15 protein-coding genes are annotated in these 14928 nt (G+C 65.6%); 4 read left to right on the plus strand and 11 right to left on the minus strand.

Annotated features, from left to right (window positions below; translation table 11 throughout):
- Nucleotides 1–304: 304 nt before the first annotated feature.
- On the minus strand, nt 305–2428 hold the full coding sequence (glyS, locus tag BM175_RS13870) for a glycine--tRNA ligase subunit beta (protein ID WP_090964002.1): 2124 nt from the start codon (nt 2426–2428) through the stop codon (nt 305–307).
- Nucleotides 2429–2522: 94 nt separating this feature from the next.
- Entirely contained in the window at nt 2523–3419 is an 897-nt protein-coding gene (ypfJ, locus tag BM175_RS13875; protein ID WP_090964005.1) for a KPN_02809 family neutral zinc metallopeptidase, read from the minus strand.
- Nucleotides 3420–3570: 151 nt separating this feature from the next.
- On the opposite strand from ypfJ, the gene BM175_RS13880 reads away from it, so the two are divergent.
- On the plus strand, nt 3571–3981 hold the full coding sequence (locus BM175_RS13880) for a DUF4112 domain-containing protein (RefSeq protein WP_090964007.1): 411 nt from the start codon (nt 3571–3573) through the stop codon (nt 3979–3981).
- A 3-nt stretch (nt 3982–3984) separates the two neighbouring features.
- Here the strand turns inward: BM175_RS13880 and BM175_RS13885 are convergent, their stop codons facing one another.
- From BM175_RS13885 to BM175_RS13895, 3 genes are all read right to left on the minus strand, one after another.
- Nucleotides 3985–5205: an alanine racemase gene (locus BM175_RS13885; RefSeq protein WP_090964009.1), complete on the minus strand. Its 1221-nt coding sequence runs from the start codon at nt 5203–5205 to the stop codon at nt 3985–3987.
- Nucleotides 5206–5579: 374 nt separating this feature from the next.
- Nucleotides 5580–6482 (minus strand): methylenetetrahydrofolate reductase [NAD(P)H], encoded by a 903-nt coding sequence (gene metF, locus BM175_RS13890; RefSeq protein ID WP_090964011.1) that lies wholly within the window; start codon nt 6480–6482, stop codon nt 5580–5582.
- Nucleotides 6483–6492: 10 nt separating this feature from the next.
- Complete coding sequence (locus BM175_RS13895) at nt 6493–7500, minus strand: ArsR/SmtB family transcription factor (protein WP_090964013.1); 1008 nt, start codon at nt 7498–7500, stop codon at nt 6493–6495.
- Between the two features lie 93 nt (nt 7501–7593).
- On the opposite strand from BM175_RS13895, the gene tsaA reads away from it, so the two are divergent.
- Together tsaA and BM175_RS13905 are read left to right on the plus strand one after the other, a co-directional pair.
- A complete protein-coding gene (gene tsaA / locus BM175_RS13900) occupies nt 7594–8082 on the plus strand; it encodes a tRNA (N6-threonylcarbamoyladenosine(37)-N6)-methyltransferase TrmO (RefSeq protein ID WP_090964015.1) in 489 nt (162 codons plus the stop codon).
- Nucleotides 8082–8462, plus strand: a complete 381-nt coding sequence (locus BM175_RS13905; RefSeq protein WP_090964017.1) for a DUF2293 domain-containing protein — start codon at nt 8082–8084, stop codon at nt 8460–8462. The genes tsaA and BM175_RS13905 overlap by 1 nt, the downstream gene beginning before the upstream one ends.
- Nucleotides 8463–8469: 7 nt before the next feature.
- Here the strand turns inward: BM175_RS13905 and BM175_RS13910 are convergent, their stop codons facing one another.
- The 5 genes from BM175_RS13910 to ettA form a co-directional block, all read right to left on the minus strand.
- Nucleotides 8470–9021: an MOSC domain-containing protein gene (locus BM175_RS13910; protein ID WP_244546008.1), complete on the minus strand. Its 552-nt coding sequence runs from the start codon at nt 9019–9021 to the stop codon at nt 8470–8472.
- A 35-nt stretch (nt 9022–9056) separates the two neighbouring features.
- Nucleotides 9057–9704 carry a DedA family protein gene (locus tag BM175_RS13915; RefSeq protein WP_090964018.1) on the minus strand — a complete coding sequence of 216 codons (648 nt, stop codon included), beginning with the start codon at nt 9702–9704 and terminating at the stop codon, nt 9057–9059.
- A 104-nt stretch (nt 9705–9808) separates the two neighbouring features.
- A complete protein-coding gene (locus BM175_RS22990; RefSeq protein ID WP_090964187.1) occupies nt 9809–10126 on the minus strand; it encodes a response regulator in 318 nt (105 codons plus the stop codon).
- Nucleotides 10127–10184: 58 nt separating this feature from the next.
- Nucleotides 10185–11654 carry a sensor histidine kinase gene (locus BM175_RS13925; RefSeq protein WP_090964020.1) on the minus strand — a complete coding sequence of 490 codons (1470 nt, stop codon included), beginning with the start codon at nt 11652–11654 and terminating at the stop codon, nt 10185–10187.
- Nucleotides 11655–11783: 129 nt separating this feature from the next.
- Nucleotides 11784–13433 carry an energy-dependent translational throttle protein EttA gene (gene ettA / locus BM175_RS13930; RefSeq protein WP_090964022.1) on the minus strand — a complete coding sequence of 550 codons (1650 nt, stop codon included), beginning with the start codon at nt 13431–13433 and terminating at the stop codon, nt 11784–11786.
- Nucleotides 13434–13602: 169 nt separating this feature from the next.
- Between ettA and BM175_RS13935 the strand changes: the two genes are divergently transcribed.
- Nucleotides 13603–13899, plus strand: coding sequence for a Dabb family protein (locus BM175_RS13935; RefSeq protein WP_090964024.1), 297 nt, complete (start codon nt 13603–13605; stop codon nt 13897–13899).
- Between the two features lie 8 nt (nt 13900–13907).
- On the opposite strand, the gene BM175_RS13940 is transcribed toward BM175_RS13935, so the two are convergent.
- Complete coding sequence (locus tag BM175_RS13940; RefSeq protein ID WP_175526858.1) at nt 13908–14918, minus strand: ribonuclease T2 family protein; 1011 nt, start codon at nt 14916–14918, stop codon at nt 13908–13910.
- Between the last annotated feature and the right edge of the window lie 10 nt (nt 14919–14928).

Consider the following 14928-nt stretch of genomic DNA (forward strand, 5'->3'; position numbering starts at 1 on the left):
TCTCGGCATTCGGGCATCCCCTCGTCGGGCCGGCGGTCCCAAGGGGCCCGCCAAGCGAGATCAGGTCAGTCGAAACGAAGCCCAGCCGACTGCGGCTGGCCCCACCCCTCCATGAGAAGATCGAAGGACCCGCAGGCAACTTCGATCGCGGCGATCCTTCTACCGCCAATTCGGCGGGTTGCAGGCGACGCGATCACAATTTGTTTCACAAAAGCGCGATCGGTGAGCTTCGCCAGCGACCGATCCTCGCGCGCAAGGCTTGCGCAGGACTGAGAGCCCTCGGGGAGATTCGTCCGCCGGCGAATCAGCCGGCGACGCGCGAGAGATCGGCGAGCCGACCGGCCGCCGATCGGATGCGGGCAAGAAGCGCCAGGCGGTTCGCGCGTACGCTCTCGTCCTCGGCATTCACCAGAACCTTCTCGAAGAAGGCGTCGGCCGGGGCCCGGAGCTTGGCGAGAGCCGCCGTCGCGCGGGTGTAGTCCTCGACCCGCATCGCGGCGTCGAGTTCCGCTTCCGCCTCGACGATCGCATCAAGCAGCGCGCGCTCCTCGGGTTCGACGAACCGTGCGGGATCGACCGAAGCGGCGACCTGCGTGCCCTTCTTCTCTTCGGCGGCGAGGATATTGGCGGCCCGACGATAGGCGGCCAGAAGGTTCGCACCATCGTCCGTCTCGAGCAGGCGACCGAGTTCGGCCACCCGGCGCGAGACGTCGAGAAGATCGTCCTTGCCCTCGCCCGCGCCACCCAGAACCGCATCCACGAGATCGTGGCGCGCGCCCTGCTCGCGCAGCTGCACCTTCAGGCGATCGTGGAAGAAGGACAGAAGGTCGCCCGAGGTCAGCAGCGATCCCAGTCCCAACCGAAGCTGGTTGTCGAGGATGATGCGGATGACGCCAAGCGCGGCGCGGCGAAGCGCATACGGGTCCTTCGAACCCGTCGGCTTCTCGTCGATCGACCAGAACCCGACCAGCGTGTCGAGCTTGTCCGCGAGAGCCACCGCGATCGCGACCGGGTCGGTCGGCACGCTGTCGCCGGGGCCCTGCGGCTTGTAGTGGTCGACGAGCGCGCGCTGCACGGAAGCGGGTTCGTTCTGGAGCGCCGCGTACTTCTGGCCCATCAGCCCCTGCAGTTCCGGGAACTCGCCGACGGCCTCGGTGGTGAGATCGGCCTTCGCCAGCACCGCCGCCCGCCGCGCTTCGCCAGCGTCGGCGCCCACCATCGGCGCGAGGACGGCGGCAAGATCCGCGATGCGGCCGACGCGCTGACCCTGCGTGCCGAGCTTGGCGTGGAAGGTGACGTCGAGGGCGTCGAGCTTGGCCATGCGCTGGTCGAGGGGCTTCGACAGGTCGAGGCCGAAGCGCTTGGCCGAGGCGGCAAGGCCGTCGAGATCCGGCAGCGCGCCCTGGTCGGTGTTCCAGAAGTAGAGCGCGTCCGACAGGCGCGCGCGCACGACCTTTCCGTTTCCGCGCGCGATCTCGGCGCCATGATCGGCCGCCTCGATATTGGCGACCATCAGGAAGTGGTTCGACAGGCCGTCCTGTCCGCGACGTCGCGTGACGAAGCATTTCTGGTTGGTGCGGATCGTCAGCTGGATCATCTCGGCCGGAATTTCGAGGAACGTCTCCTCGAAGCTGCCGACCAGCACGACGGGCCACTCGACAAGGCCGGAGACCTCTTCCAGCAGCCCCTCGTCAGCCACGACCTCGAGCCCCTGCGCGAAGGCGAGATTGTCGGCGTCGGTGCGGATGATCTCCTTCCGGCGCTCGGCATCGAGCACGACATAGGCCTTCTCGAGCTGGCCGATATAGTCTTCGAACCGGCGCACCTTGAACTCGGCCGGCGCATGGAAGCGATGCCCGACCGTCCGGTCGCCGGAGCGGATGCCCGCCACCTCGAAATCGATGACCGCCGTCTCGCCGTTCTCCGGCCCGAAGACGCAGAGGATCGACTGGAGCGGGCGAACCCAGCGCAGGGAGCCCGGCTCGCGCGAGGCGGCACCCCAGCGCATCGACTTCGGCCAGGGGAAATCGCGGATGATGCCAGGCATCGCCTCCGCGACGATCTCCTCGGCCGGACGGCCCGGCTTCTCGATCACGGCGACGAAGAACTCGCCCTTCTTACCGTCGCTGCGCCGCTCGGCCTGATCGACCGAGGCAAGCCCGGCGCCCTTCAGGAAGCCTTCGATGGCCTTCCCGGGCGCGTCGGTGCGCGGCCCCTTGCGCTCTTCGCGGGTGTCCTTGGACCTTGCGTCAAGCCCGCGGATGTCGAGGGTGATGCGCCGCGGCGTCCAGTATTCGCGGGCCCCTTCGTAGGTCAGCCCGGCCGCGACGAGGGCGTCGGTCACCGCCTTCTTCAAGTCGCCCGCCGCCTTGCGCTGCATGCGGGCGGGGATCTCTTCGGAACGAAGTTCGAGAAGGAGGTCGGGCATGGGCTGTCACACGTCGCGTCTGGAGGCAATCGCGTGGGGTCACACCATGCCGCCGGCCGGATTGCAAGCTCCGGCCGGCCGTGGGCGCGTCGGTTCAGAGGCGGCCCTGGAACGTGTCGCACTGCTTCATGTCTCCGGAGGTGAGGCCCCGCCGGAACCACTCCACCCGCTGCGCCGAGGTGCCGTGGGTGAAGCTGTCGGGGACAACGGTCCCCTGGCTGCGCTCCTGCAGCGTGTCGTCGCCGATCTGGCTGGCGGCGTTCAGGGCTTCCTCGACGTCGCCGTCCTGAACTAAGCCGGCCTGCTGCGTGTCATGCGCCCAGATGCCGGCATAGCAGTCGGCCTGCAGTTCGACGCGCACCGAGATGGCGTTCGCGTCCGTCTCAGACGACTGCTGGCGCAGTTCGGTCGTGCGCTGAAGGGTGCCGAGAAGGTTCTGGACGTGATGCCCGACCTCATGCGCGATGACATAAGCCTGCGCGAAATCGCCCGGCGAATTCAGCTGGCCTTGAAGCTGCCGGAAGAAGGCGAGGTCGATGTAGAGCTTCTGGTCGTTCGGGCAGTAGAACGGACCGGACGCCGAGGTCGCGTTGCCGCAGGCAGAAGCGACCTGCCGGTCGAACAGGACGAGCGTCGGCTCGCGATAGGTCTGGCCCATCTGGCTGAAACGCGCGTTCCAGACGTCCTCGGTATCGCCCAGCACCACAGCGACGAAGTTGTCCGTCTCGTCTGACGTCCCCGAAACGCCCGGCCCTTGGCGCGACGCCGTCTGCGTGCTCGTCGTGGTCGTGCCGTCGTCCATGCCGATCACCGACAGCGGGTTGATACCGAAGCCGATCCACAACACGGCCAGGATGATGATCAGGCCGATGCCCCCGCCCCCGCCTGCGCGAATGGGGATCCGCATTCCCCCGCCGCTGAACCCGCCTCCGCCACCGGTTCCGCGACGGTCCTCGATATTGTTGCTTTCGCGTCGGCCGCGCCATTCCATGTCCGCACTCCCGGCAAGGGTCCCTTATGGTCGCAGATAGGCGTGGGTGCCTTGGAGGGAATGACGAAAACGTGCTCGCAACGCGATCGAACCCTCACCACATCTCTTGGGACGACGTCAGACGACGTTTCGAGAGGAGCCAGGAACTGCCATGACCGCCTTTGCCGATACCGGAACCGTGTGGGCCGAGGATCGCGAGCGCCGCATCGCCCGCCTCAACGCGCTCGCCCGCCTGATGGACACGGCCATCCGCGTCCCGGGCACCGGCATTCGCTTCGGCGCCGACGCCCTGCTTGGCCTCGTGCCGGGCATCGGCGACGCCGGCGGCGCGTTGATCGGCCTCTTCATCGTCAACGAGGCCAGGCGCCTCGGCCTGCCGAAGCGCAAGCTGGCTCGTATGGTGGGCAATCTCGGGGTGGACGCGATGTTCGGCGCCGTTCCACTGGCGGGCGACGTGTTTGACGTCTACTTCAAGGCCCACAAGCGCAATATCGGGATCATTCTCGACCACTTCGACATGAGGAGGGCGGACATCCGGGACGTCACGCCCGAGCGCCGGTAAGCTCTAGTCGGCCATCGTCTCGAGACTTGCGAACCCTTCGGCGCGCTCGCCCGCGTCGAAGGGGGTCTCCACTTCGACGAACGTGTCGGGATAGAACCCGTTGAATCGCGTACGCAGCGATAGCGAGTAGGCTCCGATATGGCCGATCTCGATCCAGTCGCCTGTGTCCACCGTCTCGGGAAGCCAGAAGGGACGCGAGAGGATATCGACCGAGTCGCAGGTCGCGCCGCACACGCGGAAGGCGCTGATCGTATCTGGATTGCCGTTACGCGACGTGCGGGCTGGATCCGGAATGAAACGAGCGGGCAGCGTGATCTTGCCGGTCCACGAGTCCGACAGTGACGCCCAGATCCCGTCGTTGATGTAGAGCCGCCGTCCTTTGCGCAGGAGCACGCGGACGATCAGCGAGAAGGCGCGCGCCACCACGACGCGCCCAGGCTCGGCGACCAACGGTAGGTCGGAGAAGTCCCATTCGGTCATGTCGGCGCGCAGACGCGACATGATCTCGTCGAGCCCGGGCATGTCGCGCTTCTTGCGGCGCGGGTCGTGGCCATATTCGGCTGGGAAGCCGCCGCCGACGTCGAGGCCGGCCAGCGGGACGTCGGCCCGGTTGCGCACCCAGTCGGCGGACGCGAGTGCCCGCTCGTAGGTCTCCGGATCCTCGATCTGCGATCCCACGTGGAAGCACAGACCGACCTTGAAACCGATCTTGTGGCAGCGCTGCAGAAGCTCCACGGCGTGAGCGGGGGCCGCACCGAACTTCTTGGAGAGCTCGTAGGCTGCGTGACCCTTCGTCTGGAGACGAACGAAGATCGTGATGCTGCCGGGGTCGAGATCCAGGGCACGCACGATGCGCAGGATCTTGGCGATCTCGTCCTCGTGGTCGAGCGACATCACCCGGATGCCATAGCGTTCCAGAGCCAGGCGGATGTCGGACTGGGCCTTGATCGGATGCATGTAGAGCATCTCGGCGTCCGGCGCGACGGCGCGCACGGCTTCGAACTCGCCCGGCGAGGCCACGTCGAAGGTCTTCACGCCCGCCTTCGCCAAAGCCTCGAGGACCATCGGCTCGCCGTTGGTCTTCACCGCATAGGCGGTCTCACCAGGAAACGCATCCATGAACTGGCGCGCATCCGCCACGAGGACGTCCGGCCGGAAGCAGTAGACCGGCACGTCGGGGCGAAGCGCCAGCGCGGCGTCCTTGGCGGTCTCGAATCGTTGCAATGGAACTCTCCGCGGCGGTGAATGGCGGGAGATAATCCTCCTGCATGTCAGGAGGAAGACCGATTCCGAAACGCGGCCGCCGCCAATTTTTCACGAATGCGACAATCGGAAGACGTTTTTGCTCCGCCAGCCACGCATGCCCGCAACGAAACGTCTTTTACGAAGTTGAAGGGTTGATTAACATCCGTAACAACTCGTGAGCAGGAGGCTGAACTTGGAACTCACACGGTCCGTGAATTTCCTCATGATCTGCGCGGCCTTCGTCTTCATCGCCGCCATGGTGACGGGCGTGATCTCCTGAGGGAGTGCGGCGATAGCCATCGACGAAAAAGGCCGGGTCTCTGACCCGGCCTTTTTCGTGCGCGGCCCAAGGCTCAGGCCGCCGCCGCCTCATCGACCCGAGCGGTCTCGCGAAGGCCCAGGATGTGGCAGATGGAATAGACGAGGTCCGCCCGGTTCATCGTGTAGAAGTGGAAGTCGGACACGCCGCGATCGACGAGGTCGAGCACCTGTTCGGCGCACACGGCAGCCGCCACATGGCTGCGCGTCTGGGCGTCGTTCTCCAAGCCCTCGAAGCGTTCGGCCAGCCAGAGTGGGATCGAGGTTCCCGTCGCGGCCGAGAAGCGGGCGATCTTGCTGAAGTCGTGAATGGGCACGATCCCCGGAACGATTGGAACATAGATGCCGGCACGACGCGCCCGCTCGACGTAGCGCTCGTAGAGGTCGTTGTCGAAGAAGAACTGGGTGATGGCCCGTGTCGCGCCGTTGTCGACCTTGCGCTTCAGAAGGTCGATGTCGGTTGCGAAATCCGGGCTTTCCGGATGCTTCTCCGGATAAGCCGACACCGAAACCTCGATCTCCGGGTCGATCGCCTTGATGCCCGCCGCCAGTTCCGCCCCGTTCCGGTAGCCCTCGGAATGCGGCACGTAGGCGCTGCCGGCGCCGCCCTGCCCGTCCCCGCGCAAGGCCACGAAATGCTTCACGCCCGTCGCGCGGTACTGCCGCACAACCTCATCGACCTCGGCACGGCTCGCATCGACGCAGGTCAGATGCGCGGCCGGAGCCAGATCCGTTTCCTTCAGAATCCGCTCGACGGTGTGATGCGTGCGCTCACGCGTCGAACCACCCGCGCCGTAGGTGACGGAGACAAAATCCGGATGCAGCGGCGCGAGGCGCTCGATGGCCGACCAGAGCGACTGCTCCATGGCGGGCGTCTTGGGCGGAAAGAACTCGAAGGAGACCCGGATGGGCGGACGCGTATCGCGGCGTTGAATCATGGTGTCTTCCTCAGGCGACGGCCAGCGCGGACTCTGCGTCCGCAAGTTCGTTCGAAGATTCGGTCGGCCGGCGGCCGACGATCACGGTGACGGTCAGACGCCCCGCTTCGTCATCGTGGGGCGGCAGGGTCTTCAAAGTTTCGACCACCAGTCCAGCCCCGTGCATCCAGTGTCGCAGCGCCGCCTCGCTGAAGCCGAGGCGCAGATGCGCATGCTCGGCTCGCAGGAACTCCAGCGCATGCGGAGCGAAGTCCACCACGGCCAGCTGCCCGCCGGGACGCAGGGCCCCTGCGCATTCGCGCACAGCGGCTGCCGGGTCGTCGAGATAGTGCAGCACCTGGTGAAGCGTGACGAGGTCGAAGCTGCCGCGCGGGCCCGGCAGCCGATACACATCCCCCTGCCGCACCGTGGCCTGCGTGACGCCCGCAGCGTCCAGTTTCGCCCGCGCGATCGCCAGCATCTCGCGTGAGGCATCCACGCCGATCGCGCGCTCCGAGAACGGCGCCAGAAGTTCGAGCATACGGCCGGTGCCCGTGCCGACATCGAGATGCGCCTCGATCCGCCCCGCCGGCGCGAGCGCCGTCATGAGGGCCCTCTCAACGTCCGCATCAGGCACATGAAGCGAGCGGATGCGATCCCAATGCTCGGCATTGCGGGCAAAGTAGCTCGCCGCCCTCTCGGCTCGCTCGCGCCGGACGGCAGTCAAGCGTTCCCGATCCTGCGACAAGGCGCTATCGTCGCCGCCGACATTGTCCTTCAGCGAATGCACCAGCCGTCCCGCGAGCGGGCGATCCGAAAGTCGGAAATAGGCCCAGGACCCTTCCTGATGGCGGTCCACGACACCCGCTTCCACCAGAAGCTTGAGGTGACGAGAAATCCGGGGTTGCGACTGGCCGAGGATGGCGGTCAAATCGGAGACGGTCAGATCCTGTTCCGATACGAGGAGCACGAGCCGGAACCGCGTCGGTTCGGCCAGCGCCTTCATCATCTCAACGGCGTCGTCGAAGGAGGCAGGCATGCGGTCTCCTTTCGCGACGCCCCAAAGAGATAAAGATATGTTTATATGTGAACGCGCCACGCCGCAAGTGCGACCGGCGACACGTGGCGAGGCATGACGGATCATACCGACCAGCGCCTTGGCGAGGTGCAGTTCGCCGTCGATCCGGCAAAAGTGCCGGACGCGTCGCTTGCATATATCGGTCGCGTGCGTTCGCCCTGGACCGAACGATCGCAATGTCCTCGCAACCTGCGAGAGGCGCGAGACCGTGGCGGTGGCGGGCGAGCGCTGATCGACCCACCCTTCCGCCCTGCGCTGGAAGGCTTGAACGTCGGCGACTGGGTCCACCTTCTGACGTGGCTCCACCGCAGCCGGCGGGATCTGGCGCTACAGATGCCGCGCCATGCGGAACGACCCAAGGGCACGTTCGCTCTACGCTCACCTGTCAGACCGAACCCGATCGGCCTTCACCTGGTGCATCTGGTGGAGATCGACCTGTCCAGCGGCGTGCTCACCCTCGACGCCATCGACGTTCTCGACGGCACGCCGCTCATCGATCTCAAGCCCTATCTTCCCGGTGTCGATCGCCCGCCGGAGACCTGATGCCCACCGAACGCCAGAAATCCATCGCGCGGCAGTTGACCCAACTGATTCCCCGCGTCCCGTTCGTCGATGCCGAGGCGATCCGCGAGGCGGCTGGCTCGCGGCATATGCGGGAGCTGCCGACGGCAAGCGCCCTGTGGTTATCGACGCTGGCGCATATCCGGCATCAGCATACCGACTACGACGATCTGCGCGACGAGGGTTACGAGCGGGACGAGGCCCTGTTCTTCGTCATCGACGAGATCAATGCGGTTCTCGACCGATGGGGGTCGGCCCGGCAGTTGACGTCGGAGCCTGGCGAAGACGAGTTCGAAGCCGTCGAAGACGATCCGGAAGGCAGGATCGAGCTTAGGCAGCGACCGCGGCCCGACGCCGACTGATTCCGCCTCAGGCGTAGATCCACTGCTCCGGCAGCCGAAGCTCGACCCGCGCTCCAAGCTCGATGCGGCCGGGCTTTTCGACCCAGGTCACGAGGCCGCGCCGATGGCGACCATGACGCACGAACCCGCGTTCGATCTCCGGATTATCGCCGAATCGGCGCGCGATCGACCGGCCGGATGCGCGGCACGGCGCGTTGTCGCCGTCGACCTTGAGCGTCACTCCGCCATCGAAGAAGAGCAGCGTACGGGGCGGTAACCAGCTGAGGCGGGTAACACCTGAGAGACTCATGTTGGCCCCCACCCACTCCGGCTCGATGCGATCCAACTCCATGTCCGCGGCGATGGACGCGAGTTCGTCACGTGCGACAATCGAGATCTGCCGCTCGTTCCGGATTTCCGTCCGGCGCGGGTACCAGGGCTCGCGCCCGCCGGTGCGCCGCGTATGTCCGCCGTGCCGGTCATTCGCGAGGCCCTCGAACGACAGGTCGACCGCATTCCGCGCCTCCGTCTCGAACGAGGGTCCGGCGCCCGCGAAGAGGCCATCGACGCGCGCTTCCAACGTGCGAGCAGGATGCCGGAACATCAAGCCCTGCGTCACGCGGCGCGGTTGTCGTCGCCGGCCTGAAGGTCGATCGGGCGGCTGCGCTTCGAGGGTTTGAAGGTGACGACGCGATAGATGTAGATGAGCACCACGATCGCAATCACGCCGTTCGAGACAGGGCCGACATACTGGTCGACGAGCTCGTACTGCTGGGCCAGGAGATAGCCCGCAAGCGCAAGGCCGGTGGTCCAGACGAGGGTGCCGATCGCGGAGAAGAACAGGAATGTCGGCATCGGCATACGGGAAAGACCAGCCGGCACGGAGATCAGCGTGCGGACGGTGGGCACGAGGCGTCCGAAGAGAACCGCCCACAGCCCGTACTTCCTGAACCAGCGGTCGGCCGCTTCGACGTCTTCGGCCGTCATCGTCATCCAGCGCCCGTATCGATCGGCCAGCCGGATGATGCGCTCCTCGCCGAACCAGAGGCCGAGATAGTACCAGGGCAAAATCCCAAGGATGGATCCGAGCGTTCCGGCGATGACCACCGAAAAGAACGAATGGTCCCCGGTCGCGGCCTGATAGCCAGCCAGAGGCATGATGATCTCGGACGGGATCGGCGGGAAGATGTTCTCCAGAAACATCAGGAAGGCGATGCCGACCACGCCGTAGTCCTGCATCAGGCTCTGAACGAAGGTATCCATCGGCGGTTCGGCCTCTTTCTCATGGGTCCGGCCGGTGGCAGTCCGGTTCGGTGTTCGGGTAGCACGGCCACGGCTTCGACGAAACGCAGCCGAAGCAGGAATGGTCAAGCGCCTGTGCCGGATCGCGCCTGCAGGATCGCGCTTGCGATCTGTTCGGACGTGTAGGGCTTTTGGACGACAGGGCGCTCGGGCCAGAGACCCTCAAGACCCGGCCGGCCGTATCCCGTCGCAAACAGAAATGGCACGCCCATGACGTGAAGGCGCTCGGCAACGGGGAAGACCTTTTCCCCCGCGACGTTGACATCGAGAACGGCGACGTCGACGGCCGCACCGCGATCGAGCATATCGAGCGCCTTGCTCACTCGCATGGCGAGCGCGACGACGATGCAGCCCAGTTCGTCCAGCATATCTTCGAGTTGCATCGCCACGAGACTTTCGTCTTCGACGGCGAACACCCGCAGGCCCGCAAGATGGCTTCGATCAGGTAAGGGCAAGGTGCGGAATTTCCTCGAGTTCGACCGCCGGCAGCCTGAGCGTCCAGATCAAGCCGCCATCTCCCGTGTCGGCGGACAGCTGGCCCTCCAGTTCGCCGGTCACGATGCGCTCCAGCATGCGCATTCCGAAACCCGGCTGGATCGCCACGGATCGTTCGTCGTCCAGGCTCTCGCGCCATTCGACGACGACCGCATCCCCCTGCTTGCTCCAGCGAACCGACAGACGTCCGTTGGGTGAACTCAGCGCACCGTACTTCAGAGCATTCGATGCCAACTCATGGAAGACCATGGCCATGGCGATCGCGGCTTTGGCGTTCAAACGCAGCGGCGAGCCCTCGACATCCATCCGGTCGAGGTCGAGTGCGCGCAATTCCGACAAGAGGATCGTCTCAAGATCGGCCGATTCCCAGTGCCGCTCGCTCAGGAGATTGTGGGCGTTCGACAAAGCCACGATACGCGCCTCGAACGCGCGGCGCGCCTCCTCGCGATCGCGATCCGCCCGAAAGCTGGGGCGCGCCAGCGACTGGATCGTGGACAGCGTGTTCTTCACGCGGTGGTTCAGCTCGTCGATCAGAAGCCGTTGCCGATGATGGGATCGCACGCTCTCCGTGCGGTCGTATCCCTGAACGAAGATGCCCTCTACCGCGCCCGCATCGTCCCGAACGGGATGGAAGGACACGTCGAGAAAAAGCTCCCGCAGGCCACCCGTTGGATAGCTCGCCAGCACCCGCAATCCACTGCCCTCGAAGGCCTCACCGGTCGCGTACACGCGATCGAGCAGCTCGATCAGGCCCTTGGCCTCAGCTTCGGGAAAGACGTCACGTGTCGGAAGGCCACGCAGTTCCCGGTCGCCGGCGAGAAGTCGATAGGCCCGGTTGGCGAAGGTGAAGGTGTGGTCGGGGCCGCGCAGCAGAGCGACGAGGCCCGGCGCCTGCTCGAAGAGATGCCTGAAACGGTCGAGCTGGCTGCGCGAGGTTCGATAGGCCTCCTCGATCTCGCGGGTCCGCTGAAGGAGGGCCGTCTCTTCTGTGGGCACGGACGCCGAACTGCCTGCCGCGGTGCGAAGCCGCACGAGTTCGGTGATGTCGACCGTGTTCTGAAGGGCGAAGATGACTTGGCCGCCCTCGTCGCAGAGGGGCGAGTGGACGGCCGACCAATACCGCTTTTCCAGACCATCAGCCGGATCCGAGGAGATCGGAATCTCGTACTCGATGAAGGCCAGCGTATCCGGCTTGCCGGTTTCGAACACCCGCCTGATCGAAGCTTCGAGCCGCTTGCGTTCAGGGCCTTCGCTGGGAAAGCAGTCGAACAGGAAGCGTCCGATCAGTTCATCGCGCTTTCGGCCCGTCACGTTCTCGTAGGCTGGGTTCGCGGCGACGAAATGGAGGTCGCGATCCACGATCATGTGCGGGCTGGGAAGGGCGTCGAACAGTTGATGGAAGTTCAGTCTGTTCATCGAATGCGTTCCGCCGCAGCGCCGTTGCACCAGCCGACCCAGTGCAACGACATGCCCCGGATGCCCTAACCCTCGCCCACATAGGGGGAGCGGCGCGTGGGGAAAGACGCCCTCGCGCCGTCTTGAGGTTCAGCGCGTCAGGCGCTTGTAGGTCGGGCGCTTCGGGTTGACGCTCTCAGGGCCGAGGCGACGGATCTTGTCCTGCTCGTAGTCCTCGAAGTTGCCCTCGAACCACTCGACGTGGCTGTCGCCCTCGAAGGCGAGGATGTGCGTCGCCAGACGATCGAGGAACATGCGATCGTGGCTGATCACCACGGCGCAGCCGGCGTATTCCTCCAGCGCGTCCTCCAGTGCCGCCAGCGTCTCGGTGTCGAGATCGTTGGTCGGCTCGTCGAGAAGGATGACGTTCGAACCCGTCTTCAGCATCTTCGCCAAGTGCACGCGGTTTCGCTGACCGCCCGAGAGCGTGCCGACCTTCTGCTGCTGGTCGGGGCCCTTGAAGTTGAAATTGCCGACATAGGCGCGAGAGTTCATCTCGTACTTGCCGAGCTTCATGATATCGACTGCACCCGTCACCTCTTCCCAGACGTTCTTGTTGGGATCGAGATGGTCGCGGCTTTGGTCGACATAGCCGAGATCGACGGTCTCGCCGATCTTGATCTCACCGGAGTCGGGCTTCTCCTGACCGGTCAGCATCTTGAACAGCGTCGACTTGCCGGCGCCGTTCGGCCCGATGACGCCGACGATCCCGCCGGGGGGCAGCTTGAACGAGAGGTTCTCGATCAGCACCCGGTCGCCGTAGCTCTTGGTGATGCCGTCGACTTCGATGACCTTCTGGCCCAGGCGCTCGCCCGTCGGGATGACGATCTTGCCATCGGCCGGACGGCGCTGCTCGGCGAGCTCCACCAACTCGTTATAGGCCTTAATGCGGGCCTTGGACTTGGTCTGGCGGGCCTTCGCGCCCTGCAGCATCCACTCGCGCTCACGCGAGAGCGCCCGCATGCGGGAGTCGTCCTCGCGGCCTTCCTGCGCCATGCGCTTGGCCTTCTTCTCCAAGTAGGTCGAGTAGTTGCCCTCGTAGGGCACGCCGCGGCCGCGATCGAGCTCGAGAATCCAGCCCGTCACGTTGTCGAGGAAGTAGCGATCGTGCGTGATCATCAGCACGGCGCCCTCGTATTCGCGAAGGTGTTTTTCCAGCCACGCGATCGTCTCGGCGTCGAGGTGGTTGGTCGGCTCGTCGAGAAGGAGGATGTCCGGCTTCGACAGGAGAAGCTTGCAGAGCGCCACGCGGCGCTTTTCACCGCCCGACAGCGGGCCGACTTCGGCGTCGCGCGGCGGGCAGCGCAGCGCGTCCATCGCCATCTCGACCTGGCTTTCGAGGTCCCAGAGGTTCTGGCTGTCGATCTCGTCCTGAAGCTTGGCACCCTCCTCGGCCGTCTCGTCCGAGTAGTTCATCATCAGTTCGTTGTAGCGGTCGAGGATGGCCTGCTTGTCGGCCACGCCTTCCATCACGTTCTCGAAGACGGTCTTCGATTCGTCGAGCTTCGGCTCCTGCGGCAGGTAGCCGACGGTCGCGCCCTCGGCGGCCCAGGCCTCGCCGGTGAACTCCTTGTCGGTGCCGGCCATGATCTTGAGAAGGGTCGACTTACCGGCGCCGTTCGGGCCGAGGATGCCGATCTTGGCGTCGGGGTAGAAGGAGAGATGGACGTTCTCCAGAACCTTCTTGGTGCCGTAGGCCTTGGTAAGTCCGGCCATATGGTAGATGAACTGGCGTGCCATCGCGCGCGCGTCTCCGGGTTGTTCGGTCAGGAATTGAGTTGGCGCACAGGTAAGGCATGCGCCTTCGATGAGCAACAACGGGCGCGAAAATGCGCCGTCGTGCCGTGGCTTGCTTTTCCCGCCGTCGCGGTCGAAGAGGCGCCAACCCAGCGAGCACGAGACCCGCGCCATGATCCGTCACATCGTCTTCTTCAGCGCCAAGGACAAGGCCGACCTGCCCGCCATCCTCGAAGGCCTCGGAACGCTTGCCGGCATCCGCCACCACGACCACTTCGAGGTCGTCGAGAACGCGCGCGTCGATCCGATGGGCAACGACGTCGACGTCGTGGTCTATGCCGAGTTCCGCGACCGTGCGGCGCTCGACGCCTACAAGGCGGACCCGATCTACCTGGCCTCGACGCAGCGCGTGCGCCCCTTGCGCGACATCCGCTACTCCGCCGACTACGAGGTCCCCGACCGCGCCTGACGCGTCGGTCAGCCGAAGCCGGGCGCGTCGACCCGTCCGCTTCGGCAGCCGCGACCGGTCTCGTCCGCCGCTACGATCAGTTGCCGGAGCGGAACGTCTCGCGAAAGATCGCCTTCCAGTTCGACGCGCAGTTCCCGGATCATCGGCTCGCCGTTCGTATCGTTGACGCAATCGATGAGAACGCGGCGACCCGCTCCGCGTCCGAACGCCTCGTCGAAGCTCGCGCGCACCTCGTCGGCGGAGAGCTCCCGGCCGATCGCCGTCTCGAACAGACGCCGCACGGACGACCGGTTCAGGTCTTCCAACAGTCGGATCGACTGGGAGAAATAGGTTTCGGCATCACCGCGAAAGCAGGTGCCATGAGACCACCATTCGTGGCGATCCAGCCCCGATTGAACGCCCGGCATCACCTCGGCAAGAGCGCGCCGCGTGCCCGCCGATGCCTTGTAGTCGGGCAGACGCCGCCATTCACCCCGCTCGTCCGTCCGGCGCACGTCCTCGGGAACGCCGCAGTACTCGCGTCCGCGCGGCTGGGGCCAGAGGCCGTGAAGTGAAAATCCGTTGCCGGCCGCTCCGCCCGTCCGGCATTCACGCACCGACGGGCGGGTTTCGCAGAAAGCGGGCTGCCAGCTTGCCGCCAAGACGTAGCGGTCGACCTGCCCCCTGCCCGCTGCCGGCGTCGCAGCCTTATCCGGCCGCGTCCCTTCCGCCGACTGACTCGCGTCCTCCACGCGTCCGCAACCGAACGCAACCCAGCGGCGCTCCGGCTCGGCGCCGGGAACACGAATGAGGTAGTGGCTGCCCGGCGATGCGTTGCGCCCGATCAGGTCGTAGCTGCGCCCCGGCTCGGTCACGATCCGCCCCGGATTGTCGTCCGAGCGGATGCTCGGCGTTGCGAAGCAGCTGGCCTCGGCGGTGAAGACGCCGACCATCGGCACCTGTGCCCTTGCGGCCACAGGCGCAGCGACGGAAAGTGCCGCCGCCGTCGCGATCATCGCCGAAACTGTCCTCAGCGACATCTCTGGTGTT

The organism is Aureimonas phyllosphaerae (assembly GCF_900113065.1).
Lineage (GTDB): Bacteria > Pseudomonadota > Alphaproteobacteria > Rhizobiales > Rhizobiaceae > Aureimonas > Aureimonas phyllosphaerae.